Consider the following 25,999-nt stretch of genomic DNA (forward strand, 5'->3'; position numbering starts at 1 on the left):
GGGTGCGCTTTACATTTGATGTACAGGTGACTCGCCTGATTGGGCCAGACCAGTTCGGCGTTCATTGCTTTTCCAACGGCGGTCATCTCGCCACCGAGTACCAAGTTCCCCTGCCCACTCGCAAATGAGGATAAAACATGAGCGATACGCGAACGGAATGGATCAGCAAGCGTGCGTACTCCATCTGGGAGTTGGAAGGTAGGCCACACGGCCGAGATGATGAACACTGGAAACAAGCTGTTCGGGAGCGAGACGAACTGGAACGGGTAGCGCTGCCAGGCTTTGGCGGCAAAGCGAAAGCGACAAAAACACAGTCGGAAAAAAGCCCGACGACAAAGATTTCCGCATCGAAGAAGAAAACAGGCATCGTCGAACTGGAAAAGACGCCGAGCAAGGCGCGGCGCGGTAAAGTTACTCCCGGGGCAACGAAACAGTAGATCTCTTCCTGCCGGCCAAGGACATTGCCTCGGCCGGCCGGTCCGACAGGATTACCGCACTAAGCCGTCAGAATTGGTCTATTGGCCCTGACCGCCGGTACCCGTATCGAGCGTCGAACCACCCTCCATCGGCGAGGTCTGCGGCGTAGAGTGGGTCGCTCCGCCAGCCGGAGCGCCGTTGTCGATGGAGCCTGTCTGTTCCGGGCTCGTCTGCTCCGACTGGGTGGTCTGGTCGGTATCGGTGCTTTCGCCCCAGATTTCCGCGCCGGCCCAGGCAACCAGCACCAGCGCCATGGCAGCTGCCAGGACGATGAAAACAGGCCGGCCGAGCAGCCCTTGTCTGGTCTCCACCGCCGAATAGGTCTTCCGATCAGCGTCATGACTTGCGGCGACATCGTCGCCACGTTCATCCAATTCCGGTGCCATCTCTTGTATCTCCCTACCATTCCATGGCGAAGGCCATGGCATTGAGAGAAAACGGCAGCCTGCCTCGAAAGTTCCCGAGACAGGCGAACCTGCAAATTGAAGATCAATCCGCAGTGGCAGGGCGCGGGGCATATGCTGCGCCGTCGACCGAAGCCGGACGCCCGTCGAGGAACAGCTCACTCACGCGCCGCGGGGCGCGCGCGATTACCTTGCCGCGGCGAACCACCGCGAGGCGGTTCGCCTTCAGCCGCAGGGCCTCGATCGGATCCCTTGCCTGCAGCACGACGAGGTCACCGTTGCATCCCTTGGAGAGCCCGTAGCCTTCAAGGCCCATCGTCTTGCCGGAGTTCGTCGTCAGGGCCTCGAAGATCTTCAGCCTGTCTTCGATGCCTGCCATCTGGGCCACGTGGATTGCCATGTGACCGACTTCGAGCATGTCGCCCGAGCCCATCGAGTACCATGGGTCCATCACGCAGTCGTGGCCGAAGGAAACGTTCAGACCCGCATCCATCAGTTCGCGAACGCGCGTCATGCCGCGGCGCTTCGGGTAGGTATCGTGGCGGCCCTGCAGCATGATGTTGATAAGGGGGTTGGGGATGACGTTGATCTCGGCTTCCGCCATCAGCGGGATCAGCTTCGAAACGTAGTAATTGTCCATGGAATGCATCGAGGTCAGGTGGGAACCCGCCACCCGGCCCTGCAATCCGAAGCGGACCGTCTGCGCGGCAAGCGTCTCGATATGGCGGGACATCGGATCGTCGGTTTCGTCGCAATGCATGTCGACCGGCAGTCCCCGCTCGGCCGCGATGCGGCACAGCGCTTCGACCGACGCGGCGCCATCGGCCATCGTCCGTTCGAAATGGGGGATGCCCCCGACGATGCCGATCCCCATGTCGAGTGCACGATTGAGCGAGGCAACTCCGTCAGCGGCGCGGTAGTAGCCGTCCTGCGGAAACGCCACGAGCTGAAGATCTATGTAGGGCGCAACCTTCTCCTGCACTTCCAGCAGCGCCTCGGCGGTGACAAGACGCGGATCGCTGGTATCCACATGACTGCGGATGGCCAGAAGCCCCTGGCTGACGGCAAGGTCGCAGTACCGAAGGGCCCGCTCGACCAGAGCCTCGCGCGTGAGAATCGGGCGGAGTTCGCCCCAGAGCGAGATCCCCTCGAGCAGCGTGCCCGAGCGGTTTATTCGCGGAAGTCCCAGGGACAGAGTAGCGTCCATATGGAAATGCGGATCCACGAAGGGCGGCGTCACAAGGCAGCCGGTGGCATCGATTTCTTCGCGCGCGGTTGCTTCGATGCCATGACCGACCTCGGCGATCTTTCCGTCCCTGATCAGGATGTCGATCTTGGTGCGGCCATCGGGAAGGTTTGCATTTCGGACAATGAGATCGGACATGACGGCACCGGTTTGTTTCGGAGTTGATCGGGAGGTTCTGCGCACGAACGGCTTATCGCTCGCCCCTGCGATATGGTTGCATAAGAGCCTGCGGAACCCGCGCGCGCCGCGCCATCACGGCCAGTGCGAGAATGGACAGGATGTAGGGTATCATCAGGAATATCTGGTAGGGGACCAGATCACCGAGAACGGTCTGCAGCCGGAGCTGGAAAGCATCGAAGAAGGCGAAGAGCAGCGCTCCGAGGAGCGCCCGGCCGGGCCGCCAGGACGCGAAGACGACAAGAGCGATGCAGATCCAGCCGCGCCCCTGCACCATGGTCGGAAAGAAGCTGTTGAAGGCGGACAGGGTGAGGAACGCGCCGCCCATTCCCATCAGCGCACTCCCCACGACGATAGCCCCATAGCGCAACCGGACTGGATTGAGCCCCTGGGCCTCCGCAGCGTGCGGGTTCTCGCCCGCCATCCTCACCGCGAGCCCAAGGGGTGTGCGGAAGAGCACATAGGCGAGGATCGCGGCAATGACGATGGCAAGATAGGTCGGCGGTGTCTGGGTGAGCAATGCGGGGCCGAAAAACGGCAGGTCAGAAAGGCCCGGTATCGCAATCGGCTGAAACGGCACGATCGTCGGCGGGGTCGAGGCAAGCGGCACGACAAGCCGGAAGATGAAGTAACTTAGGCTCGAAGCGAAAAGGGTGATGCCGAGACCGGTTACATGCTGCGACAAGCCGAGGGTAACGGTCAGGAGCGCGTGCAGGAGGCCGAACAGCCCGCCCGCCAGTGCGGCCACGAGCAGCCCGGTCCACAGATCCGCACCGTTGAAGACCGCCAGCCACCCAATCATGGCGCCGAACGTCATGATGCCTTCGATGCCGAGGTTGAGAACCCCGGAGCGCTCGCTGAGAACGGCTCCGAGCGTACCGAATATGAGCGGCGTCGCGATCCGGAGAACCGCGGCCCACAATCCCGCCGAGGCGATGATGTCGAAAAGTGCCGTCATCTGCGCAGCCTGTACTGGGTGAAGAACAGCGCGACGAGCATGGTCAACAGCGACAGCGCAACCGTCACGTCGGCGATATAGGTCGGTATGCCGAGCGCCCTGCTCATGCCGTCCGCACCCACGAACATCGTGGCCGTGAAGAGCGCGGCGGCGATCACCCCGATAGGATGGAGGTTGGCAAGCATGGCGACGATGATGCCGGAATAGCCGTATCCCGGCGACAGATCCGTCGTCACATAGCCCTTGACGCCCATGACCTCGATGGCACCGGCCAATCCGGCAAGGCCACCTGAAATGCAGGCGACCTTGACGAGGGTGCGCGCGAGCGGAACGCCCGCGAACACCGCCCCGTCCGGATTGAGGCCTGCCGCCCGCGATTGCAGGCCGAAGACGGTGCGCGACTGCAGGAAATAGATGCCCAGCGCCACCGCGACAGCCACCGCCAGTCCGATATGCAGGCGCGAGCGCGCGATCAGCTTCGGAAGCTGCGCATGGTCAGCGACCGGAAGCGACTGCGGCCATCCGAAAGCGAGCGGATCCTTCAGCACGCCGTCGATCAGCATCGACACGAAGAGGACCGCCACGAAATTGAGGAGCAGGCTGGTCACCACCTCGTCCACCGAAAAGCGGAGGCGGAGCCACAGCGGCAGCAGCAGGAGCAGCATGCCGGCAACGGCCCCGCCGGCGAAGAGCACCGGGACCAACAGTGGCGCGGGAAGCGCCGAGAGCGCGCTTGAGCCAAGCGCAGCAACCGTGATCGCGCCGAGATAGAACTGCCCCTCGGCCCCGATGTTCCAGAGCCGCGCCCGGAAGGCGACGGCAGCGGCAAGTCCGGTCAGCATCAGCGGCGTGGCGCGCGTCAATGTTTCCGTGGCCGCAAGCCGCGTCCCGAACGCGCTTGCAAGAATTCGCCAATAGGCTTCCAACACGGGCGCACCGGCAAGAGCAATGAGGATGCCGGCGATAGCCAGTGCCGCCACGACCGCAAGGACGGGCGCGAGCAGGATGAGATAGAGGGGACGGTGATCGCGGCGCTCAAGACGCATGACTGTAAGCTCCGGTCGCCTGCCATTCGCCTGCCATCATCAATCCAAGCAGGCGCGGGTTCGCGTCTTCAGCTGCGACCGGGGGCGAAAGCCTGCCCTTCACGATTGCCTGTATCCGATCCGCAAGGCCCATTACTTCGTCGAGATCCTCGGATATCAGCAGAACTGCAGTTCCTTGCCTGCGCGCCTCCAGGATGCGGGCGTGGATCGCCGCCACCGCTCCCTCGTCAAGACCGCGCGTCGGCTGTGCGGCGACTAGAATACGTGGACGCTGGTGAAGGTTGCGCCCCAGAATGAGCTTCTGCATGTTTCCGCCAGACAGTAACCGCGTGCGGCTCGCGACGGTCGCCCCGCGCACGTCGAATTCCTGGATGATGCGCTGCGCGAAGGCCTGACCAGCGGACCTGTCAACGAGGCCATTCCTTGAATATTCAGACGACCAGACGCGCTCAAGAATGGCATTTTCCCAGATCGCCATCTCGCCGATGGCGCCCTGCTTGTTGCGGTCCTCGGGAATGCGTCCGATGCCCGCCTCAATGGCTCCCTTGACGTCGAGACCCGGGATCGGCTGGCCAAACAGAAGCATGTCTCCGCTATTCGGACCGATGACGCCCGACATGAGCTTCGCGAGTGCCGCCTGGCCATTGCCGGAAACACCGATGATCCCGAGCGTTTCACCTTCGCGGAGGGAGAAATCAACCGACGTCAGCCTCTCAACTCCGTTCTCCACGACCGTCACGCCGGTGGCCTCGAAGGCTACCGCACCGGGTGTCGCGGGTTCGCGGACCGGACGGGTGACGCGCCTGCCGACCATCAGTTCCGCGAGTTCCGCCTTGCTGGTCTCGCTCGCACGGCGCTCGGCCGCGACCTTGCCGCCGCGCAGGACGATCACGCGATCCGCCGCCGCCATGACCTCATCGAGCTTGTGGGAAATGAAGATCAGAGAGAGGCCCTGCCGGGCCATTTCCTTGAGCGTCTGGAACAGGCGCTCCGCTTCGAGATTGGTGAGAACTGCGGTCGGCTCGTCGAGGATGAGGATGCGCGCATCGTTGTAGAGCGCCTTCAGGATCTCGACGCGCTGCTGCTCTCCGACGGAAAGATCGCCCAGCCGCGCATCGGGATCGACGGTCAGGCCGAAGCGTCGCGAGATATCGAGGAGTTTCGCGCGCGCGCCCGACCGGTCGGACCGCAGCGACCAGAGGGTCTCGGTGCCCGTCATCACGTTCTCGAGCACGGTGAGGTTGGCGGCCAGCGAGAAATGCTGGTGCACCATGCCGACGCCCGCGCGGATCGCCGCCCTGGGCTTGCCGTGTGGAAGTTCCTTGCCGTGGACATACACCGTGCCTGCATCCGGTGCATAATGACCGAAGAGCACGCTCATGAGCGTTGTCTTACCGGCGCCGTTCTCGCCAAGCAGCGCCAGAAGCTCTCCCTCGCGAAGACCGATGGAGATGTCGTCATTGGCGACGATGGTACCAAAGCGCTTGGTGATCCCGACAAGTTCGAGAACGAGACGGTCGGTCATGCTCCAAACCCCGCAACAGGAAACGCGTGGGTCCAACGTCCCTCGCCTTCGAGACGCGCGGCGAGCGACAACAGCAGGGCGTCCTGCCCCATCGGACCGATCAGTTGCACGGGCAACGGAAGCCCTTCATCGTCACGGCCGAAAGGCAGCGTTATCGCCGGGAAGCCTGAAACGTTCGCAAGGGCGGCAGTCGGTGAGAAACGGGCCATCCGCTGGAGGTGAAGGTCTGTATCCCCATGGTCGGACGGGAAGGAACCAATGGGCGGCGGCGCACAGGAAAGCATCGGCGCGAGGATGCAATCGACCGTATCGAACAGGCTCCAGAGCGCCGCGCTGACAAGAACGCCCTGATTGAGGGTCTCCCAAAGCGTGGTGCCCGCAAGGGCTGCTCCCCTTTCCACGAAGGCGCGCGACATCGGTTCCACTTTTTCCAAGTCGAGATCGGCGGAGGTAGCAAGATTTGCGAGATTGACGGCCACGATATCGGCGAATGCCCGCTGGCTCATGTTGACCGCGTGCTCCAACGCCTCCCATTTCAGTGGAATGAGCGTGTGCCCCGCCGCCTCGAGACTTCTGGCAGCCTCGGCAACAGCGTGAAAGCGCTCGCCATCTGTCGGATAAAGGACGCCGGTATCCTCGAGCACGCCGATCCGCAGTGAACCGGGACCGACCTCATCGGTCTGCGGATCCGCAAAGGGTCCGCGCACCTTCCCCGCAATTGCGCCGAGTATCGCTTCCGCATCGCGGACAGAACGGCAAACCGCAAGTTCGCTGGCAATTCCTCCCAGATGGTTTCCGAAGGCGGGACCGCCCGGGATCAGGCCGCGGGTAGGCTTCAACCCGACGAGCCCACAGCAGGCGGCGGGCACCCGGATGGACCCACCCGCATCCGTCGCATGGGCAATCGCTACTATGCCGGACGCGACCGCAGCCGCCGCACCGCCGGATGATCCCCCCGCCGTCCGGTCAAGCGCGAGCGGATTGCGGCACACGGGACCTCGCATCGGTTCGCTCGACAGCGAAAGCCCGAACTCCGGGCTGGTCGTCACACCGAACAGACAGAAGCCGGCCTTGCGAAACCGGACCGCGAGATCCGAATCCGCGCTGCCATCCACGCGACCTTCGAGCGCCCGAGAACCGGCTACAACCGGGTATCCGGCGAAAGGACCTCCGAGATCCTTGGCAAGGGTCGGCACACCGGCGAAGCGCCGCCGGGAGAACCCTTCCGGATCAGACAGCTGCGCCGCGTCCATGCCTCTGGCCGCAGCCCTGCCCGCCTCCGCATCCATATGGCAAATGGCACCCTCGGCGCGGCGTTGCTCCGCCGCCTCCAGCGCCGCTTCCATGGCCTCGGCGCACGAAAGCGAACCGGCCGCGATCGCCGCGGCAAGCGACGTTGCATCGCCGGCCGCCGAAACGACTGGCGACTGCCGAGGCTGTTCCATCCTGCTCATGTCCGACCGATCTGCGTTCGCCGCTTACTTCGGCTCTTCCATCATGATCGGCACTTCAAACCTTCCGGCCTTGATCTCTGCACGTCTTGCTTCCATCGCGGCTTCGGCGTCCGCAGGCGCCACACCCTTCACATAGACGATGTCGCTGCCGCCGTCCTTCATCAGGCCGTAGGCCGTGTAGCTCTTGCCGACGGGGTTTCCAGCGTTCACATCCGCAACCGCTGCATTAAGAATAGGCCGGAAGTACCACATCGCATTCGCAAAAACGGTGTCCGGATAGCGCGGTGTATAGTCGAGCAGAGAGCCAACCGACTTGATACCCCGTTCCTTGGCCGCATCGGCCGTCCCGATGCGTTCGCCGAAGAGGATATCCGCACCGGCGTCGATCTGCGCAAGTCCGGCTTCCCGCGCCTTCGGCGGATCGAAGAACGTGCCGATGAAGGACACCAGGTGCTTCGCGTCGGGGTTCACTTCCTTGACGCCGGCGGCGAAGGCGTTGATCAGCATGTTGACTTCCGGGATCGGAATCGCGCCGACGGAGCCGACGACGTTCGACTTGGTCATCTTCCCGGCGAGCATGCCGGCGAGGTATGCCCCGTCGTGGTTCCAGGTTCCGAAGACGCCGAAATTATCGCCCGCGGCGTCGCCGCTCGACCCCATCAGGAAGGCGGTGTCCGGATAGTCCGCCGCGACCTGCCGCGCTTCACGCTCCACGGCATAGGATTCGCCGACGATCAGCTTGAAACCCTGATCGGCATATTCGCGCATGGCCCGCGGATAGTCCGTTCCCGACACGCCCTCGGAGAACTTGTATTCGATCACGCCTTCTGCCGCCGCTGCCTGCAGCGCCTCGTGAAGACGCGAGTTCCAGGCATTTTCGACGGGGGAAGCGTGGATGCCGGCGACCTTGAGTGGTGCCTGGGCGCGCGCTGACGGGACCAGGCCACTCACCCCAACGGCAAGTCCGGTCGCCAGAACGGCACGGCGTGAAATCAGAATGCGATTGGTCATCGGCGGGTCCCCATCTTTTTTACCAACTGGTTCAAAAACCATAGGATTCGCACAAAACCGAGTCAAGCAAACGCACTGCATAATAAATGATCATGCACCAAAATCAGCCACACTCCGGACGGGCGTTTCCAAACAATCACCCGGCTCAGCGGGCACCCAAACCCGTCCATGCCGCGAGCCGTTGATTGTCAGCCCGATTGGTGGTCTGAACTCGGAGGGCACTGAATCGGAGGTCCAGCATGGAAGAAGTCGAATGCGTCGTTGCCGGAGCCGGCGTCGTCGGCCTTGCGATCGCCCGCGAGGCTGCAAGGCGGGGGCTGGAGACCTTCGTCATCGAGGCCGAGCCGATTATTGGCGCAGGCACGAGTTCCCGAAACTCGGAAGTCATCCATGCCGGGCTCTACTATCCCCGTGGCTCGTTGAAGGCGCGCTTCTGCGTGGAGGGACGAAAGCGTCTCTATCGCTACGCCGAGGAGATGCACGTTCCGCACCGGCGCTGCGGCAAGCTGATCGTTGCAACGGATGAGAGCCAGCGCGCGGGATTGCAGAAGATCCGGGAGACTGCCGAGGCGGCCGGCGTGACAGATCTCGAGCTGCTTTCGGACGACGCTGCCCGCGCTCTTGAACCCGCGCTCTCCTGCGTGGCTGCACTTCTTTCCCCATCGACAGGCATCATCGACAGCCATGCGCTCATGATGTCGTTGCGCGCCGACGCCGAAGACAGCGGGGCCGCCCTCGCCTTCAACACGGAAATCGTATCCGCCCGCAGGCGAATGGACGACGGCCTCGTTCTGGCCACGCGCGACACGACCAGCGGAACGCATTTCGAAATTGCCGCACGGACGTTCATCAACGCCGCCGGTCTTTCCGCCAATGCACTTGCCATGGCCGTCGAAGGAACCGACCGCTCCAAGGTACCGAACCTCTACCTCGCCAAGGGGAATTACTTTTCCGCGCCGGCGCGAAACGTCTTTTCACGGCTGATCTATCCCGTGCCGCAGGAAGGCGGGCTCGGCGTGCATCTCACGATGGACCTTGGCGGAAACATGCGGTTCGGCCCCGATGTCGAATGGACGGACAGGATCGACTACCGGGTCGATCCTGAACGGTGTCGGGACTTCTTCAAAGAGATCCGCCGCTACTGGCCCGATCTTCCGGACGACTGCCTGCAGCCGGCCTATAGCGGAATAAGGCCCAAGCTCGCGCCGCGAGGCGCTCCCGCCGCCGATTTTGCGATCCACGGTCCGGCGATCCATGGGGCAAGCGGGCTCGTGCATCTTTTCGGCATCGAAAGCCCCGGCCTCACATCGTGCCTTGCCATTGCCGAGTATGTGATGGATCTCGCAACGCTCCGGTCCTGACCCATCTGGCTTCCCAAGCGGAGTCCTCAAGTTTCGGCACAGGCCACAATCATCTTTGGAAGGTGGCGGACGACAAGCGAGGAGGATGCGGCCCCCTACTCCATGTCCTGCTCGACCGTTTCGTCCCGATCGTCACCGGCTGGGCTCCCGAACTCCGAAGTGAACTCCCTGCGGCTCAAAAGCCCGGAATCCTCGAGCATTTCGATATCGGGGAGGTCTCGCAGGCTGTCGAAGCCAAATGCGGAGAGGAAGGCAGGCGTGGTGACATAGGTATAGGGCGCGCCCGGCGTGGGACTGCGCGGACCATAGGTCACGAACCCGGCCTGGCGGAGGTTCGCGATGGTATCGCGGCTGACCTCCTTTCCAAAGATCACCGAGATCTCGGACCGTGTCAGCGGCTGGAAGTAGCCGATCGCCATAAGGACCGTGGCCTCATGCTGCGAGACCTCGTGCAGGGGTTCCGTGGGGGCGCCCGAAGCCCTGATCACTCCGGCGTAGCCGGGTCTCGTGCGATGCTGCCATCCGCCGGCGACCGCCACGAGTTCATAGGGCCGTTCGCGGAGATCGTCACAGATGTCGTCGATAATCAGCTCGATGTTGCACTCGCTGCCGACGACACGGCTGAGGGTCTCCCGCGACACCGGCGTGGCCGAGGCGAAGATCACTGCTTCGATGCGGTTCTTCCATTCACGCCAGCGACGCTCAGGTGGGAGGTCGGCGAGTTCGACGTCGATAAGGGCGAGTTGTTGCAGCCGCTTCGCCATCGGTCAAAGCCCGTATAAGCGAAAGGTGGTGCGCCCGGTGAGTTCCCGGACGGCGCCCAGAGATTGCAGTCGATCGAAGAACCTGCGGCCCGAACGGTCCGTCGTCCTGTCCGTTGCGGAGCCGGCCGCGTGGGCATCCTCCGAAAGCAGTGCGGCCACGAGCGTCGAGGCCTCCTTGGCGCGAAGCTTGGGTGCGACTGCGATCAACATGTCGGCGCGCCGGGTGATCTCGGCGTGAAGATCAAAGGCGTCCGCCGCCGCCCGTGCATAGGCCAGGCTGCAGACCCGCATCCAGCTACCACCATCCTCGGGGGAAGCCGCAGCACAGCGCAACTCCGACCGCTTCACGTAAGGCACGAGGAGCGGCACCGGTGCCGGCCATTTCATGCGGATCGCGAGGGCCGCATCCGCAAACCAGAATGCAAGCGCTTCGGCTTCCGGCATCGCCTGCATGACACGCGCGGCGGCCTGTCCCGCGGCAGCAAGCGGGCCCTGGCTTGCACCGACGACCTCTGTCACGCTCATCAGCAAGTCGGGAAGTCGCTCCCCTCGCCCGGGCGCCAGCGAGTCTGCAACCGATGCCTGCCAGCTCTCGCCATCGAGCGAAGCTTTTGTCGCAAGCCTGCGCCATGCCTCGAGAACGCGCCCCGCCGGCCCCGGATCGTCGCCGGGACGACGCAGCACCCAGGCATCGCGCAGGTCGGCCTCGCTTTCCTTGCGGCCCTGCATCCTGACCATCTCCGCCGCGTTCCTGAGCGCGAGCCGGCGGCGCCACAAGAGGCCAATCCCTTCGTCCTGCATCGCGATCGGGTGAATGGATGCAAGGGCTGCCCCGGCGGCGAAGGCAGCCTCCAGCGGATTTTCGAGGGCAACCCGCGACCGCGCCCAACCGGGAAACGGCTGGGGCTCTCTCGTTGCACGCGCTTGATCGTGGATAGACTTGTCGAATCGAACCATGCTTGGAGAATAGCAAATGGCGGCGTTTTGACCTACGGCCAAAGCGGGAAAGCGCCGCAATATGCCATGAGCGCTGTTGTCCACCGGTCTTCCGCTTCGGGCCCGGCTCAGAGGCTGACGACGGTGGCGTGCCTCTTCACTTTTCGTTTGCAACGCAGGATTGGCCGCTTGTGCAGAAACAAAACCGCCCATACTCTCCACACGCACCCGGCAGTACCCGGAAGGCTTTCCATCACCCTGTTTCCCCTCTCCCGACCACGACGCCCGTCGATCCCACGTTTACTGCAGGCTCCCTTTACATGGCATCACCCAACGCGCTGAACCTCTACTGGCAGAGCACGGCACCTGGATCGGCCACTGTGCCGTTGACCGGAGAAACGAGCGCGGACGTCGTTATCGTGGGCGGCGGCTATACCGGTCTCAGCTCTGCCCTGCACCTTGCCGAACGAGGGCTGAAGCCGCTGGTTCTCGAAGCGCATGACCTTGCCCACGGATGCTCGGGGCGAAATGGCGGTCAGGTCAACCCCGGACTTAAGGTCCCGCCGGACCAGTTGGAGGCGGATCACGGCAGCGACCTCGGCCAACGGATGTTTGCGCTCTCCCAGGGGGCACCCGACGAAGTGTTCGATCTCATCGAGCGACTCGAGATCGGTTGCTCGCCCGTGCGGTCAGGTACCTTGCGGGCGGCGATCAATCTTCCATCGCAGAAAGGCGAAGAGGATCTCTTCCGCCAGCTCTCGCTGCGCGGCATACCCGTCGAAAGGTTGGAGGCGGTCGAGATGGTGCGAAGAACGGCTACGCGCCACTACGTGTCGGGCCTGTTCGATCCTCGCGGCGGTCACATCAACCCGCTTGCCTATGCGCGCGGCATTGCGGCAGCCGCCCTTCGGGCTGGAGCACGCATTCACGCATTCTCGCCTGCCCAGACAATCGAAAGACAAGGGGTGAACTGGAAGGTCAGAACTCCCACCGGCACCGTCACGGCGCCGCATGCGATCCTCTGCACGAACGGCTACACCGATAACCTGTGGCCCGGCCTCCGTCGTACCATCATTCCGGTCATGAGCGCGATCGTCGCCACGGATCCACTCCCACCTGCCCTGCTCGCTGACATCATGCCGAGCCGATCCTCTGTCTATGAGATCGGCTGGAATACCGTGTACTACCGCGTCGACCATCAGGGGCGGCTGCTTATGGGGGGCCGAAGCTCCGGGAAAACCAGCGGAGAGGAACGGACCGGTCATCTGGTTTCGCATGCCGAACGCCTCTGGCCATCACTGAAAGGAGTTGCGTGGCCATGGCGATGGAGCGGACAGGTGGCGCTCACCACCGACCACTACCCGCACCTGACCGAACCGGAAGCAGGCCTCCACCTGATGCTCGGATACAACGGTCGCGGGGTGGCGATGGCGACCCTCATGGGGCGCCTGCTTGCGGAGCGCATCGCCACCGGGGCGACACAGCCCTTTCCCATGCCGGTCGATATCGGGTTGCACCCCATTCCGTTTCACGGGCTGCATCGGTTCGGAGTCGCGGCGCGGATTTTCTATGGCCGCTTGCGAGATGCTTTCAGCGTCTAGCGCATTTTCGTGTTTCTCCGCGTCGGGGAAATCCTCCAGCCCTTTGACTTAAGGTAGTTCCTCACCCAGGGCCGCCTCGAACTTTTGCCGGCGGTAGTCTGGCGCATTTCGTGCAATTGACGCGAGGCCGCTAGTGCGACCTCAAGAGTTTCCGGCCCGGCCGCCGACGGGCGTTTCGGCAAGGGTTTCCAAGCACGCGCGCTTGCCATAAGTTCCCACTATGTTCCGCCGTTTCTTTCGATTCGATGACTCGGCCAAGGGAACGACAAGCCGGAACACGCAATCTGCTGGAGTTTAAATGAGCGCGGCAGCCTATCTCGACAAACTGAACGATGCCCAACGCAGGGCCGTCGAATACGGGTCGAACCTGCCCGACGGATCGACGGCCGGACCGCTGCTCGTCATCGCAGGCGCAGGCTCCGGCAAGACCAACACGCTGGCGCACCGGGTCGCTCACCTGATCGTCAATGGCGCCGATCCGCGGCGCATCCTGCTGATGACCTTCTCGCGCCGTGCCGCGTCAGAAATGGCGCACCGGGTCGAACGGATCTGTGCGAAGGTGCTTGGAGCGAATGCGGGGATCATGACGGATGCGCTGACCTGGGCCGGCACATTTCACGGCATCGGTGCGAGGCTCCTGCGGGACTACGCCGATCAGATCGGCTTGAACCCCGACTTCACAATCCACGATCGGGAAGATTCGGCAGATCTCATGAATCTGATCCGGCACGAACTGGGCTTTTCGAAAACCGAAAGCCGGTTTCCCACCAAGGGTACCTGCCTGTCCATCTACTCGCGCGCCGTCAATGCCGAGGAACCGCTCGATCAGGTCCTCAAGACATTCTTCCCCTGGTGCGCGGGCTGGGAGAAAGAGTTGCGAGAGCTCTTCGCGTCCTATGTCGAAGCCAAGCAGGCCCAAAACGTGCTCGACTATGACGACCTGCTGCTCTACTGGGCGACGACCGTGAGCGATCCTGTTCTGGCCGACGACATCGCCGGACGCTGGGACCATGTCCTTGTGGACGAGTATCAGGACACGAACCGGCTCCAGGCCTCCATTCTCATGGCACTCCGGCCCGGCGGTGGCGGATTGACGGTCGTGGGCGACGATGCCCAGTCGATCTACTCGTTCCGCGCGGCGACGGTTAGAAACATCCTCGACTTCCCCAGCGCCTTCACCCCTGCCGCCGACATCATCACCCTCGACCGGAACTATCGCTCGACCCAGCCCATTCTCGCGGCAGCGAACGGCGTGATCGACCTCGCGCGCGAGCGCTTCACCAAGAACCTCTGGACGGAGCGGGAAGCAGCCGACCGGCCGGCGCTGGTAACGGTTCGCGACGAGGCCGACCAGGCTCGCTACATCGTGGAGCAGGTGCTGGAGCGCCGCGAAACCGGAACACCGCTCAAGCAGCAAGCCGTGCTCTTTCGCACCTCGCATCACAGTGGCCCGCTGGAAGTGGAGCTCACCCGCCGCAACGTTCCCTTCGTCAAGTTTGGTGGCCTGAAATTCCTCGATGCCGCCCATGTCAAGGATCTGCTGGCGATCCTGCGCTTTGCCCAGAACCCGCGTGACCGCGTTGCAGGCTTCCGGCTGATGCAACTCGTTCCGGGCGTCGGCCCGCAGACCGCGGGTCGCATTCTGGACGTGATGGCGGACAATCCCGAACCACTCTTCGCGTTGGCCGAGGTTCCGCCGCCACCGCGTTCCGGGGAGGACTGGCCTGCCCTCATCGAAATGCTGCGCAGGGTGCACGCCGGGGCAACCGGTTGGCCGGCCGAAATCGCCGAGGCGCGCGCCTGGTATGAGCCACACCTCGATCGGATTCATGAGGATGCCGACACCCGGCAGGCAGATCTTCTGCAATTGGAGCAGATTGCGGCGGGCTACCCTTCGCGCGAGCGCTTTCTGACAGAACTGACCCTCGACCCGCCGGATGCGACCAGCGACCAGTCCGGCGTTCCGTTGCTCGACGAAGACTATCTCATCCTGTCGACCATCCATTCCTCCAAGGGGCAGGAGTGGAAGTCAGTCTTCGTGCTGAACTGTGTCGACGGGTGCATTCCCTCCGACCTCGGTACCGGCACGACCGCCGAAATCGAGGAGGAACGGCGGCTGCTTTACGTGGCGATGACGCGTGCGAAAGACAGACTGCATCTCGTGACACCACAGCGCTTCTTCACGCACGGGCAGAATGCCAAGGGGGACCGCCATGTTTATGCGTCGCGTACCCGCTTCCTCCCCGCAACCCTCCTCCAGTTTTTCGAGTGCCTGACCTGGCCGGTCGCGGCGCCGGCCGCAGATGGCCAGAGAAGCCGCCGAGACATCAGGATCGATGCCGGAGCACGTATGCGCGGAATGTGGCGGTGAATTTCCACGCAGCCTTTAAAGTCCGGTGAACCGGCACCACGAAAGGATGCCGACCGTCGGGCTGACCACGCGCAGCGGCTCTCCAAAACCTCGCAGTTACGCAAAAAGCCGCCCCGGAGGGCGGCTTTCCAATGCGATTTGCCTGTAGACCTGTGACGGGCTGCCTATTCAGAGACTGCTCACAGAGAAGCCCGGCAGCGAGATGGCAGGGCCGCAAGACGGCCCCGTCAGCTTCCGAAAATCAGGCGGCCTGCGAGACCTTGGCGCCCGTGTCGACCGACGAGATCGTCTTCAGGATCTGCGAAGCGATCTGGTAGGGGTCTCCCTGGGAGTTCGGGCGGCGATCTTCGAGATAGCCCTTGTAGCCGTTGTTCACGAACGAGTGCGGAACGCGGATGGAGGCACCACGGTCGGCAACACCATAGCTGAACTTGTTCCACGGAGCCGTTTCGTGCTTGCCGGTCAGACGCATGTGGTTGTCCGGGCCGTAAACGTTGATGTGGTCATGCAGGTTCTTTTCGAAAGCAGCCATAAGCGCCTCGAAATATTCCTTGCCGCCGACTTCGCGCATGTATGCGGTCGAGAAGTTGGCATGCATGCCCGAACCGTTCCAGTCGGTGTCGCCGAGCGGCTTGCAGTGGTATTCAACGTCGATGCCGTACTTTTCCGTCAGGCGCTGCAGCAGGTAGCGAGCCATCCAGACTTCGTCAGCGGCCCTCTTGGAACCCTTGCCGAAAACCTGGAATTCCCACTGGCCCTTGGCCACTTCGGCGTTGATGCCTTCGTGGTTGATGCCGGCAGCGAGGCAGATGTCAAGGTGCTCTTCGACGATCTTGCGTGCGACGTCGCCGACGTTGCTGTAGCCAACACCGGTGTAGTACGGGCCCTGCGGCGCGGGATAGCCGGTTTCAGGGAAGCCGAGCGGGCGGCCGTTCTTGTAGAAGAAGTATTCCTGTTCGAAGCCGAACCACGCGCCCTCGTCATCGAGAATGGTTGCGCGCGAGTTGGACGGATGCGGGGTCTTGCCGTCCGGCATCATGACTTCGCACATCACGAGCACGCCGTTCGTGCGAACCGGATCGGGATAGACCGCGACGGGCTTCAGGACGCAATCGGAGCTGCGGCCTTCGGCCTGCATCGTCGAGCTTCCGTCAAAGCCCCAGAGAGGGAGTTGCTCAAGCGTCGGAAACGCATCGAATTCCTTGATCTGCGTCTTGCCGCGCAGATTGGGAACCGGGGTATAACCGTCAAGCCAGATGTACTCGAGCTTAAATTTTGTCATTTCGAACCTTTCATCGGTCATGATGTTACTGGCAGGGGTCGAAAACAGCCCCACATCCAGCGTTCCGCCATCAACGGCTGCTTACCATTATGCATTTACCGTGCCAGATCGAATTGCGGCGCCCCGAATGTGGGGTGACACAGGCACCCAACCGAGACGAGTGCGTTGCGCACAGGTCAACGGACGACGCGTTATTTAGGCCTTTCAACGGGCAACCGGTTGAACCGACAGAAAGGAGGTGAAACCAAATGTCGCAGCCGGCCACGGCGTGCCGCGCGTCCTTGAGGCTTAAACAATCGTGAACACGAATGCCGAAGCGAGGCGTCCGCCTAAATGTTGCGCTGCAGCGTCAAAAAATCTGATCAAAATATAGTCACAAGCGAATTTTTTAGTCGCATTGGATGCTTGTGGCCAGCGCCGCGTCGCGCCGGCCAAAAGAATTTCGCTCGAACTATGCCTCGACCCGCACCCAACCGCGATCGGCAAAAGACTGTGCCATGGCATGAACGCTGCGTTCGATGCGCAGCCCGTCCTTGAAGTCGATGAGATTGGCCGGCTTGCCGCCAATAGCCGCGATCAGTTCCCGGCATTCTATAACTTTGAGATCGTTGAAGCCGAGGCTATGGCCGGGAGCGGGCACGAAGCGATCGTAGGGCTGGTGATACGGCCCCGCCAGAACCTTCCGGAAGCCCTGGTTCTCAGTGGGACCGTTCGCCTGGTAGATCTCGAATTCGTTCATCCGCTCCTGATCGTACAGAATGGAACCGGTGGAACCAAAGACCTGCAGGGCAATCCGTCCCTTGCGCCCCCAGGCCGCGCGGTTGACCATCAACACCACAGAGGTTCCGCTTTCCATGCGCATCAGCACGCTCGCGACATCATGGTTCTCCACTTTGCGAGCGCCGCCGCCTGAAAGAGGTCGCTCCTCGGAAGGCTTCACCATGTCGGTGACGACAGATTCGACGTGGCCGAACAGGGTAAAAAGCAGCGACAGAGGATGGACGCCGAAGTCATCGAGCGCCCCATAGCCGGAGGCAAGTGCGCTTCTGGTAGAGAACGGCGTCGTCGGGTCAGCCATGAAGTCCTCGTCCATTTCAATGCGGACGTGATTGACCTCTCCGATCGCTCCCTCCGAAAGCAGGCGCCTGATGTGTCGGATGACCGGGTTCTGGATATAGTTGTATCCCAGAACGGCGACCTTGCCGGACCGTGCCGCGGCTTCCTGCATCCGCTCGGCATCGGCGAGCGCAGTTGCCATCGGCTTCTCGCACCAGACATGCTTGCCGGCTTCCAACGCGGCGATCGCCATTTCCGCGTGGAACTGGTTCGGCGTGGTGATCGAGACGACATCAACAAGCGGATCGTCCAGGAATGTCCGCCAGTCGCCCGTCGCCTTTTCGAAGCCAAGTTCGCTCGCTCTCTGGCGGGCGCGTTCGTCGCTGGTTTCTGCGAGATGCAGAAGACGCGGTGCCTCGACATCGCCAAAGACAGGCAAGACCGCGTTCCAGGCCATGGCATGGCATTTTCCCATATAGCCTGTCCCGATCAGACCAATACCCAGTGCCGCCATTCTTTCCTCCCGATTGTTTTCTCGGCCCGATTGCCGATACGGTTCGCGATCCAACCAGCCGCGTCGCGGCCCATCCCTCCCGCTCATCACGCTTCAGGTCATTACTTTTGAGGCGCGTCCTCCCGGAACAGGTAACGCTATCGGGAGACATTCCTCAGGGATTGTCGCGCCGATAGATCCAGTCGTGGTCGGGGTGGTTCTTGAAGCGCCACTTGCGCACGGGCCCCGCCATGACGTTGAGGTAGTACATCTCGTAGCCGTAGGGTGCCCCGCACGGATGATGACCCTTCGGCACGAGAACGACGTCGCCGTCGGCAACCGCCATCGTCTCGTCGAGCATCCCATCCTCGGTGAAGACGCGCTGGAAGCCGAACCCCTGCGCCGGATTGAGCCGGTGGTAGTACGTTTCCTCAAGATAGGTCATTTCGGGGAAGTTGTCCTCGTCATGCCGGTGCGGCGGATAGGACGACCAGTTGCCGGCCGGCGTAAAGACCTCCGTCACCAAAAGGCTGTCGGCGACGTCCCGCTCCTCCATCGCGATCGGATAGATGTAGCGGGTGTTCGCCCCCTTGCCGCGTTCGGCAAGTGCAATGCCCGCCGGACCGATGACCGCGGGCTCGCGAGTACCGGCGCCGGCCGGAGCGGTGCAGATGGCCAGCGTGCAGTCCGTCGTCGCGCTCGCGCTCCAGCCGCTTGCCCCAGGAACGAAGACGCAATGTGGCGGCTTCCGCTCGAAGACGTTCATCCGGTCACCGAGCTCGCCGAACGCCTTCCCACCGGCGGCGATCTCCGCCCTGCCCTCGACAAGGACGAGAATGACCTCATTGCTGCCGGTGTCCTCGCTCGCCGTCTCGCCTGCCTTCAGATGATAGAGGCCAAATCCGACATACTTCCAGCCCGCGGTCTCGGGGTAATGTCATGTACCTTTCCAGCCTTTCCCGCCGGTCTTCTCAGGAGATCAGCCACGGCCCTCCTCCCCTTCGGAACCGCCCTTGTCCAGGCCAGCCTCCCGCGCCAGCGCCTTCAGGGAGCGCAAGCCGAGGCTCTGGTACTTGAATGGATTTCGGACATCGGGGTCCTGCTCGGCTTCGATGACGAGCCACCCCTGATAGCCGTGTTCGGCTGCGGTTCTCAGGACTGGCGCAAAGTCGACGCCTCCCTCCGGATCGCCGGGAACGGTGAACACGCCCCGCCGAACTCCTTCGAGGAAGGACAGGTTTTCGGAGCGCACCTGCCGTGCGATTTCTGGCCTGACGTTCTTGGCATGGATATGGCCCACGCGGCTCATGTAGTTGCGGCCCACGCGTGCGGGATCGCCTCCGCCGAAAAGGCAATGCCCGGTATCAAGCAGAAGATGCGTTGCCGGCCCGGTGTTCGCCATCAGCCTGTCGATCTCGTCCTCGCTTTCGACGACCGTGCCCATGTGGTGATGGTAGACGAGCGTGATGCCTTGCGCGGCAGCATGCTGGGCAAGCGCTTCCACACCCGCCCCGAAGGATGCCCATTCGGAATCGGCAAGCCGCGGCCGGTCGTTCACGGCGACGGAATCGTTGCCATGGATCGCATTGGACGTTTCGCAGACGATGATCACCTTCGATCTCATCGCCTTGAGGAGGTCAAGTGCGGGCTGCATCGCCGCCTTCTCCTGGTCGATCGGATTGACGAGGAGGTTCAACGAGTGCCACCCGGACACGTAGCGCAGGCCGCGCGGTTCCAGCACGGCCTTCAGGGCCGCGGGTTGCTCCGGAAACTTGTGCCCCTTCTCGATCCCGTCGAACCCGATCTCGGCCGTTTCGTCCAGGCATTGCTCAAGGCCTATGTGCGCACCTAGGCTGCGGTCGTCGTCATTCGACCAGGCGATCGGATTTGTGCCGTAGAGTATCATTCTAGTTTCTTTCCTTGACTGCTGCCTCGTAGCGGGCACGTGCCTCATTGACCTGCCTGCGCTCCGACACCTCCGGCACTGCGACATCCCACCAGTACCCCCCGACATCCGGCGCCGGATAGGGGTCGGTGTCTATGACGATCACCGTCGGAAGCGTTTCACCTCGCGCGTCCTTCAGGGCGCTCTCCAATTCCGCAATGGTCGCCACTTTGATTGCCCTGGCGCCCATCGATGCGGCGTGCGCCGTAAAATCGATCCGCGACGGATTCACATGATGACTATGCTCGAGGAGATTGTTGAACTCGGCGCCACCTGTCGCCATCTGCAGGCGATTGATACAGCCGTAGCCACGATTGTCCGTAACCACGACCGTGAGCTTCACACCCATTGCGACGGCTGTTGCAAGTTCCGAATTCGCCATCATGTACGAACCGTCGCCGACCATCACGACAACGTCGCGTTCAGGTTCTGCCATCTTGATGCCGAGACCGCCGGCGATCTCATAGCCCATGCAGGAGAAGCCGTACTCCATGTGATAGGACAAGGGGCGCCCGGCCTTCCAGAGCTGATGCAGTTCACCCGGCATCGTTCCGGCCGCACACATGACGACGGTGTCGTCCCGGGCGGTCCGCTGGACCGCGCCGATCACCTGCATGTCGGTCGGAAGCCGATTGCCCTCCTCCGGAGCGTCGGTGAACTTGTCCGCACGAGCGAACCAGTCGGCCTTCAATCCGGCGTCGGGCGCAGGGAACCGATGGCTTCCCAAATGCTCGCTCAAGAGTTCGAGTCCCACCCTTGCGTCCGATACCAGCGGGAGGGCGTCGTGCTTCACACTGTCGTAGGGTTGGACGTTGAGCGAGAGGATGCGCCGATCCGTGTTGCGGAAGAGGGCCCAGGAGCCCGTCGTGAAATCCTGGAACCGCGTTCCCACCCCGATCACCAGATCGGTACTCTCGGCGATGGCATTGGCGCTCGAAGCGCCGGTGACGCCGATCGGACCAAAGTTCAGCGGATGGTCCCAGGGAAGGGCCGACTTGCCGGCCTGCGTTTCGGCAACAGGAATGCCATGCTTCTCGACGAACGCCTTTAGCGCTTCCGTGGCACCCGAAAAGTGCACGCCTCCTCCTGCCACGATGAGCGGCTTCCGGGCCTTTCTGATCGCCTCGACCGCGACTGCGAGCTCCTGCTCGTCCGGACGCGGGCGGCGGCGATGCCAGACTTTCGGCTCGAAGAAGCTTTCGGGGTAGTCATAGGCCTCCGCCTGGACGTCCTGGCAGAGTGCGAGGGTCACGGGGCCGCAATCCGCCGGATCCGTCATCGTCCGCATTGCGCGGGGCAAGGCGCTCAAGAGTTGTTCGGGACGCACGATGCGGTCGAAATAGCGGCTGACTGGGCGGAAGCAATCGTTGACCGTCACCGTCCCGTCGCCGAAATCCTCGATCTGCTGGAGCACGGGATCGGGATGCCGATTGGCAAAAACATCGCCGGGCAGGAACAGCACGGGCAGCCGGTTCACATGGGCAAGCGCGGCGGCGGTCACCATATTGGTAGCGCCTGGTCCGATCGAGGACGTCACGGCCATCGCGCGGCGGCGCCCGAGTTGCTTGGCATAAGCGATCGCCGCATGAGCCATCGTCTGTTCGTTCTGGCCGCGATAGGTCTGCAAGCTTTCGCGGATGCCGTAGAGGGCCTCTCCCATCCCGGCGACGTTTCCATGCCCGAAGATCGCCCAGACACCGGCGATGAACGCCTCTCCCTCCTCGTTTAGCTGGTTCGCAAGATAGCGGACGGTCGCCTGGGCGGCGGTCAATCTGATGGTTTTCATCGTTCCTCCCCCTTCGGGGCACGCGCGCGGTCCCAGACCTGGCAGAGCTCCCGGTATTTTTTGGACATGTCCTCGATTGCCGCGGCATCCGTGATCTCGCCGGCTAGCCACCTGCGGGCCGCTTCGCCGAAAATTGTCCGGCCGACCGCAAAACCCTTCACCAAGTCGAACTTGGCGGCGATTGCAAAGCTCTGCTCGAGTTCGACCGACGGAGCATCGAGCCCCAGTACGACGATACCGCGGACGTATGGATCATGACGTGAGATGGCGTCGCAGGCGTTCGCCCAGGATGCTTCCGATTTCATCGGTTCGAGTTTCCACCAGTCCGGATAGACTCCGATCTCGTAGAACCGCTCGATGATCGCTGCCGTCGTGTTGTCGTCGGTAGGGCCGACCTTCGAAGGAATGATCTCGAGGAGCAGTTCCAGGCGATTGCGGCGGGCAGCCGCGAAAAGGCGCCTGATGGTGGCCTCCTGTTCTGCCCGCATATCCTCGCTGTCGTCAGGATGATAGAAGCAGAGGACCTTCACCACATGGTCGACGGGCCACTCGACGAGTCCACCGAAATCGACGCCGATCTCGGGTTCCAGCGTCAGCGGGCGGGAACCCGGCCACTCCACCGGCCGGCCGATCCACAATCCGGAGCCTGCAGCTTTGTAAAGTGCGTCACGCCCGAGCCGTCCGTCACAGAGAATGCCGTAGCCGGTTTTGCCTGCTGAAACCTCGAGCGCGGCATCGAGGCAGAGCGTCTTGAAGGCGCCTATCCGTTCGTTGCCGACACCGGCCTCGCGGGCCATCGCCTCCAGCTGCATCCGGTGATCGAAGGCAAAGACCCGCATCTCCGGCCATTCGCCGGTGCGGTTCGTCGACCAGTGAACCTGCTCCAGGAGGACATCCTTCCGCAGCGCCCGGTCGCGAATGCCGGTCCGGAAGAAATACTGCAGCTCCGTCCAGCTAGGATAGGCTGGCGTGCAGCCGTGCCGGGAGACCGCGAAGGCGCCGCAGGCATTGGCGAACTTCAGGCTGGTGGGCCAGTCCTCGCCCGTGAGCCATCCCTTGAGCAGGCCGGACATGAAGCCGTCACCGGCGCCGAGGACATTGAAGACCTCGATGGGGAAACCTTCCCCTGTTTGTCCTTCGTCGAGACTGGTCGGTATGTTTCCTTCGAAAACGACCGCCCCCATCGGACCACGCTTGCAGACCAGCGTCGCGCCGGAGACTTTCCTCACCGCCCTCAGCGCCTCGATCGTGTCCGTGGATCCGCCGGCGATGTGGAATTCCTCTTCCGTGCCGACGATGAGATCGAACCAGTGCAACGTCGACTGAAGCTTCGCTGTCACCTTTTCAGATTCGATGTAGCGGCTCTCGCCGGCACCGTGGCCTGCAAGCCCCCAGAGGTTCGGACGATAGTCAATGTCGAGGGCCGTTCTTGCGCCACTGTCTCGTGCGCAGGCCAACGCCTTCAAGACAGCCGCCTCGGTATTCGGATGTGACAGATGGGTTCCGGTGACGCAGACGCAGCGCGCCTCTGCAACAAACTGCGGATCGATGTCCTCCTCGCAGAGGGCCATGTCGGCACAATCTTCCCGATAGAAAATCAGCGGGAACTGCTTGTCGTCGCGGATGCCGAGCAGCACGAGCGCCGTCAGCCGCTCGGGATCGGTCTTCACACCGCGAACGTCGACGCCCTCGCGTTCAAGCTGCTCCCGTATAAACCGGCCCATGTGCTCGTCGCCGACCCGCGTGATGAGCGCGGACTTCAGGCCGAGCCGAGCCGTACCTGCCGCAATATTGGTGGGCGAGCCACCGATGTACTTGTTGAAGGAAGCCATGTCCTCGAGACGGCCGCCAACCTGGGCGCCGTAGAGGTCCACGGATGAGCGGCCGATCGTGATCAGATCGAGTGACGTCAACAATCCCTCCCTCTGAGCGGCAGGGCGTCCCTGCCGGCTCCTCATACGTGCCCGCATGGAACGGACACTGTTCTCCTCTTAAAAATGGATATTAAATTCTATTTTCCAGATTTTCAATACAAATATTCAGCCAATCTGGCGTGCCGTTCCAACCGCGACGGACAGAGCCATTGCCAGGCAGAGCGTGGCCGAAAGCGAACGAAACGCCCCGAAATCCACCTCGGCCACCGACAATGTGATTGCATCGAATTTTCGAAGAGGGCTTACGATCGTGTCCGTCACGGCCACGACGGGAATTCCGCGCGCGGCGACCGCTTGCGCGAGATCCACCGTCTCCGCTGTATAGGGCGAGAAGGTGATCGCGAGGAGCACATCGCCGGGACGGATCGCATGGCGGCTGTCGAGCTTGCCGACTGCGCTGTGGAGCATGGCCGGGACGCCCATCTTCTCGAAGGCATAGGCCATGTAGCTTGCGACGGGGAAGGAGCGGCGCAAGCCGATGATATGGATCATGCCGGCGCCGGTCAGCGCGTCGACCGCCTTGTCGAGGGATTGCGGATCAACGGTCTTCAGCAAGCCCTCGAGCGATGTGCGCCCTGCGTCGACGAATTCGGCAAGGAGCGCCGACGGGCTACCTTCCTCCTTCTGTCGGAGATGACTGAGGCGGGTCGAATAGTCGGGCCAGTCGCCCACGAACGAATCGCGAAACAGTTTCTGCATCTCGGAGAAGCCCGAGAACCCAAGGATCTGGCAAAAACGCATGAAGGCTGACGGCTGGACACCCGCCCCTTCCGCCATCTCAGCCACGGTCGAAACGGCAATACGATCGGTATTGGCAGCAACGTAGTCGGCGCATTGCCGCAGCCGCTTCGGCAGCTTGTCCGACACGTCGAGAAGCCTCTCCTCGAACGCCTTCACCGTGTCCGGACTTCCGATGCCTGTCATTCCTGTTACCCCGCTTCTCGGCACTTGACATAAACGATATCGCAATCTAGCAAAATGGAATGTATATTCCAAATGGAGATTTCCCGTCCGACGGAACAAGGGATCTCCGCGCCACCAGAGGGCGAGCGGTCTATCGAGGAAGAGACCTGCCGGGAAACAGGAAACGAACGATTTCAAAGCGCGCTTGGCCCGTCCGTCTGCCAAGCGGAAAGAGGAGGAAACGATGGTAACGAACTTGGCTCTTCTGGGCGCCGGACGCATCGGCAAGGTACACGCAAAGGCCATTGCCGAGGACAAGCGGGCAAAACTCGTGGCCGTGGCCGACGCATTTGCCGATGCCGCCAATGCCATCGCTGAAACCTCGGGATGTGCGGTGAGAACCATCGACGAGATCGAGGCAGATCAGAGCATCCATGCGGTGGTCATCTGCACGCCGACCAACACGCATGCGGATCTTATCGAGCGCTTTGCGCGTGCCGGCAAGGCCATCTTCTGCGAAAAGCCAATCGACCTCGATGTCGCCCGTGCGGCAGCATGCGTCGAGGCGGTGAAGAAGACCGGTGCCAAGGTTATGCTCGGATTCAACCGCCGCTTCGACCCACACTTCCGGGCAGTCCGCCAGGCGATCGATGACGGCAAAATCGGCAAGGTCGAGATGGTGACGATCACCAGCCGCGACCCCGGCCCGCCGCCTGCCGAATACGTGAAGGTGTCAGGCGGTATCTTCCGCGACATGACCATCCACGACTTCGACATGGCGCGCTTTCTTCTCGGTGAGGAGGTCGTCAGCGTCATGGCCACTGCATCCGTACTTGTCGATCCGAAGATCGGTGAGCTCGGCGACTATGACAGCGCCAGCCTGATCCTGACGACCGCAAGCGGACGCCAGTGCGTCATTTCCAATTCCCGTCGTGCCTCCTACGGATATGACCAGAGGATCGAAGTTCACGGGTCTCTTGGCTCCGTCTCGGCGGAGAACCAGCGCCCTGTTTCGATCGAGATCGCCACGAAAGACGGTTATACGCGTCCGCCGCTGCACGACTTTTTCATGACCCGCTACACCGCGGCCTATGCGGCGGAAATATCGGCATTCATTGACGCCCTCGAAAAAGGTACTGCACCCTCTCCCTCGGCGGAGGACGGATTGATCGCGCTCACACTTGCGGATGCCGCCGTCCAGTCCGTACAAAAAGGTGCGGCCGTGCGTGTCAGCATCTGATTCCGATCGCGCAGGGATTGCAGGGATCT

General features: G+C 62.5%; 20 protein-coding genes and 1 pseudogene. 5 read left to right on the forward strand and 16 right to left on the reverse strand.

The genetic code is table 11. From position 1 onward, the window contains the following. Window positions 1-137: 137 nt before the first annotated feature. Complete coding sequence (locus F3Y30_RS23275) at window positions 138-437, forward strand: DUF2934 domain-containing protein (RefSeq protein ID WP_203427531.1); 300 nt, start codon at window positions 138-140, stop codon at window positions 435-437. A gap of 78 nt (window positions 438-515) precedes the next feature. Here the strand turns inward: F3Y30_RS23275 and F3Y30_RS23280 are convergent, their stop codons facing one another. The 7 genes from F3Y30_RS23280 to F3Y30_RS23310 form a co-directional block, all read right to left on the reverse strand. Next, on the reverse strand, window positions 516-863 hold the full coding sequence (locus tag F3Y30_RS23280) for a hypothetical protein (protein ID WP_203427532.1): 348 nt from the start codon (window positions 861-863) through the stop codon (window positions 516-518). A 103-nt stretch (window positions 864-966) separates the two neighbouring features. Continuing rightward, complete coding sequence (locus F3Y30_RS23285) at window positions 967-2,265, reverse strand: amidohydrolase family protein (protein ID WP_203427533.1); 1,299 nt, start codon at window positions 2,263-2,265, stop codon at window positions 967-969. Window positions 2,266-2,317: 52 nt separating this feature from the next. Further along, window positions 2,318-3,262, reverse strand: a complete 945-nt coding sequence (locus tag F3Y30_RS23290; protein WP_203427534.1) for an ABC transporter permease — start codon at window positions 3,260-3,262, stop codon at window positions 2,318-2,320. Further along, a complete protein-coding gene (locus tag F3Y30_RS23295) occupies window positions 3,259-4,308 on the reverse strand; it encodes an ABC transporter permease (RefSeq protein ID WP_203427535.1) in 1,050 nt (349 codons plus the stop codon). Before F3Y30_RS23295 ends, F3Y30_RS23290 begins: the two co-directional genes overlap by 4 nt. Beyond that, a complete protein-coding gene (locus F3Y30_RS23300) occupies window positions 4,298-5,833 on the reverse strand; it encodes an ABC transporter ATP-binding protein (protein WP_203427536.1) in 1,536 nt (511 codons plus the stop codon). The genes F3Y30_RS23295 and F3Y30_RS23300 overlap by 11 nt, the downstream gene beginning before the upstream one ends. Beyond that, window positions 5,830-7,287, reverse strand: a complete 1,458-nt coding sequence (locus tag F3Y30_RS23305) for an amidase (protein ID WP_203427537.1) — start codon at window positions 7,285-7,287, stop codon at window positions 5,830-5,832. Before F3Y30_RS23305 ends, F3Y30_RS23300 begins: the two co-directional genes overlap by 4 nt. A gap of 24 nt (window positions 7,288-7,311) precedes the next feature. After that, complete coding sequence (locus F3Y30_RS23310; RefSeq protein WP_203427538.1) at window positions 7,312-8,298, reverse strand: BMP family protein; 987 nt, start codon at window positions 8,296-8,298, stop codon at window positions 7,312-7,314. Between the two features lie 239 nt (window positions 8,299-8,537). Here F3Y30_RS23310 and F3Y30_RS23315 point away from each other — a divergent pair, with 239 nt between their 5' ends. Next, on the forward strand, window positions 8,538-9,659 hold the full coding sequence (locus tag F3Y30_RS23315; protein ID WP_203427539.1) for an NAD(P)/FAD-dependent oxidoreductase: 1,122 nt from the start codon (window positions 8,538-8,540) through the stop codon (window positions 9,657-9,659). A 95-nt stretch (window positions 9,660-9,754) separates the two neighbouring features. On the opposite strand, the gene F3Y30_RS23320 is transcribed toward F3Y30_RS23315, so the two are convergent. Next, window positions 9,755-10,423 carry an SMC-Scp complex subunit ScpB gene (locus F3Y30_RS23320; RefSeq protein ID WP_203427540.1) on the reverse strand — a complete coding sequence of 223 codons (669 nt, stop codon included), beginning with the start codon at window positions 10,421-10,423 and terminating at the stop codon, window positions 9,755-9,757. Window positions 10,424-10,426: 3 nt separating this feature from the next. After that, window positions 10,427-11,380, reverse strand: a complete 954-nt coding sequence (locus tag F3Y30_RS23325) for a DUF1403 family protein (RefSeq protein WP_203427541.1) — start codon at window positions 11,378-11,380, stop codon at window positions 10,427-10,429. Between the two features lie 299 nt (window positions 11,381-11,679). Here F3Y30_RS23325 and F3Y30_RS23330 point away from each other — a divergent pair, with 299 nt between their 5' ends. Both F3Y30_RS23330 and F3Y30_RS23335 read left to right on the forward strand, forming a co-directional pair. After that, window positions 11,680-12,960: an FAD-binding oxidoreductase gene (locus F3Y30_RS23330; protein WP_203427542.1), complete on the forward strand. Its 1,281-nt coding sequence runs from the start codon at window positions 11,680-11,682 to the stop codon at window positions 12,958-12,960. Window positions 12,961-13,258: 298 nt separating this feature from the next. Continuing rightward, entirely contained in the window at window positions 13,259-15,331 is a 2,073-nt protein-coding gene (locus tag F3Y30_RS23335; RefSeq protein WP_203427543.1) for an ATP-dependent helicase, read from the forward strand. A 241-nt stretch (window positions 15,332-15,572) separates the two neighbouring features. Here the strand turns inward: F3Y30_RS23335 and F3Y30_RS23340 are convergent, their stop codons facing one another. The 7 genes and pseudogenes from F3Y30_RS23340 to F3Y30_RS23370 all read right to left on the reverse strand — a co-directional run bounded on the left by F3Y30_RS23340 (window position 15,573) and on the right by F3Y30_RS23370 (window position 24,751). After that, window positions 15,573-16,613: a glutamine synthetase beta-grasp domain-containing protein gene (locus F3Y30_RS23340; RefSeq protein WP_203427544.1), complete on the reverse strand. Its 1,041-nt coding sequence runs from the start codon at window positions 16,611-16,613 to the stop codon at window positions 15,573-15,575. Window positions 16,614-17,064: 451 nt separating this feature from the next. Then, entirely contained in the window at window positions 17,065-18,183 is a 1,119-nt protein-coding gene (locus tag F3Y30_RS23345) for a Gfo/Idh/MocA family oxidoreductase (protein ID WP_203427545.1), read from the reverse strand. 154 nt (window positions 18,184-18,337) lie between these two features. Beyond that, window positions 18,338-19,149 (reverse strand): annotated as a pseudogene (gene iolB, locus F3Y30_RS23350) (5-deoxy-glucuronate isomerase). After that, complete coding sequence (gene iolE, locus F3Y30_RS23355) at window positions 19,142-20,068, reverse strand: myo-inosose-2 dehydratase (RefSeq protein ID WP_203427546.1); 927 nt, start codon at window positions 20,066-20,068, stop codon at window positions 19,142-19,144. Before iolE ends, iolB begins: the two are co-directional and overlap by 8 nt. Before the next feature lies 1 nt (window position 20,069). Continuing rightward, complete coding sequence (gene iolD / locus F3Y30_RS23360) at window positions 20,070-21,893, reverse strand: 3D-(3,5/4)-trihydroxycyclohexane-1,2-dione acylhydrolase (decyclizing) (protein WP_203427547.1); 1,824 nt, start codon at window positions 21,891-21,893, stop codon at window positions 20,070-20,072. After that, window positions 21,890-23,806, reverse strand: coding sequence for a 5-dehydro-2-deoxygluconokinase (gene iolC, locus F3Y30_RS23365; protein ID WP_203427548.1), 1,917 nt, complete (start codon window positions 23,804-23,806; stop codon window positions 21,890-21,892). The genes iolD and iolC overlap by 4 nt, the downstream gene beginning before the upstream one ends. Window positions 23,807-23,932: 126 nt before the next feature. Continuing rightward, window positions 23,933-24,751 carry a MurR/RpiR family transcriptional regulator gene (locus F3Y30_RS23370; RefSeq protein ID WP_203427549.1) on the reverse strand — a complete coding sequence of 273 codons (819 nt, stop codon included), beginning with the start codon at window positions 24,749-24,751 and terminating at the stop codon, window positions 23,933-23,935. A 223-nt stretch (window positions 24,752-24,974) separates the two neighbouring features. On the opposite strand from F3Y30_RS23370, the gene iolG reads away from it, so the two are divergent. Then, the gene (gene iolG, locus F3Y30_RS23375) at window positions 24,975-25,970 is read left to right on the forward strand and encodes an inositol 2-dehydrogenase (protein WP_203427550.1); all 996 of its coding nucleotides are present in this window, start codon (window positions 24,975-24,977) and stop codon (window positions 25,968-25,970) included. Window positions 25,971-25,999 lie beyond the last annotated feature (29 nt).

Origin of the sequence: Sinorhizobium sp. BG8 (assembly GCF_016864555.1) — a bacterium.
GTDB lineage: Bacteria > Pseudomonadota > Alphaproteobacteria > Rhizobiales > Rhizobiaceae > BG8.

Bases quoted from the DNA above. Each gene is read 5' to 3' on its own strand.
- F3Y30_RS23280 (WP_203427532.1), bottom strand. From the start codon at position 863: ATGGCACCGGAATTGGATGAACGTGGCGACGATGTCGCCGCAAGTCAT.
- F3Y30_RS23285 (WP_203427533.1), bottom strand. From the start codon at position 2,265: ATGTCCGATCTCATTGTCCGAAATGCAAACCTTCCCGATGGCCGCACC.
- F3Y30_RS23310 (WP_203427538.1), bottom strand. From the start codon at position 8,298: ATGACCAATCGCATTCTGATTTCACGCCGTGCCGTTCTGGCGACCGGA.
- iolE (WP_203427546.1), bottom strand. From the start codon at position 20,068: ATGATACTCTACGGCACAAATCCGATCGCCTGGTCGAATGACGACGAC.
- F3Y30_RS23275 (WP_203427531.1), top strand. From the start codon at position 138: ATGAGCGATACGCGAACGGAATGGATCAGCAAGCGTGCGTACTCCATC.
- F3Y30_RS23290 (WP_203427534.1), bottom strand. From the start codon at position 3,262: ATGACGGCACTTTTCGACATCATCGCCTCGGCGGGATTGTGGGCCGCG.
- F3Y30_RS23300 (WP_203427536.1), bottom strand. From the start codon at position 5,833: ATGACCGACCGTCTCGTTCTCGAACTTGTCGGGATCACCAAGCGCTTT.
- F3Y30_RS23345 (WP_203427545.1), bottom strand. From the start codon at position 18,183: ATGGCGGCACTGGGTATTGGTCTGATCGGGACAGGCTATATGGGAAAA.
- F3Y30_RS23340 (WP_203427544.1), bottom strand. From the start codon at position 16,613: ATGACAAAATTTAAGCTCGAGTACATCTGGCTTGACGGTTATACCCCG.
- iolD (WP_203427547.1), bottom strand. From the start codon at position 21,893: ATGAAAACCATCAGATTGACCGCCGCCCAGGCGACCGTCCGCTATCTT.
- iolG (WP_203427550.1), top strand. From the start codon at position 24,975: ATGGTAACGAACTTGGCTCTTCTGGGCGCCGGACGCATCGGCAAGGTA.
- F3Y30_RS23320 (WP_203427540.1), bottom strand. From the start codon at position 10,423: ATGGCGAAGCGGCTGCAACAACTCGCCCTTATCGACGTCGAACTCGCC.
- F3Y30_RS23330 (WP_203427542.1), top strand. From the start codon at position 11,680: ATGGCATCACCCAACGCGCTGAACCTCTACTGGCAGAGCACGGCACCT.
- F3Y30_RS23315 (WP_203427539.1), top strand. From the start codon at position 8,538: ATGGAAGAAGTCGAATGCGTCGTTGCCGGAGCCGGCGTCGTCGGCCTT.
- F3Y30_RS23325 (WP_203427541.1), bottom strand. From the start codon at position 11,380: ATGGTTCGATTCGACAAGTCTATCCACGATCAAGCGCGTGCAACGAGA.
- F3Y30_RS23295 (WP_203427535.1), bottom strand. From the start codon at position 4,308: ATGCGTCTTGAGCGCCGCGATCACCGTCCCCTCTATCTCATCCTGCTC.
- F3Y30_RS23335 (WP_203427543.1), top strand. From the start codon at position 13,259: ATGAGCGCGGCAGCCTATCTCGACAAACTGAACGATGCCCAACGCAGG.
- F3Y30_RS23370 (WP_203427549.1), bottom strand. From the start codon at position 24,751: ATGACAGGCATCGGAAGTCCGGACACGGTGAAGGCGTTCGAGGAGAGG.
- F3Y30_RS23305 (WP_203427537.1), bottom strand. From the start codon at position 7,287: ATGAGCAGGATGGAACAGCCTCGGCAGTCGCCAGTCGTTTCGGCGGCC.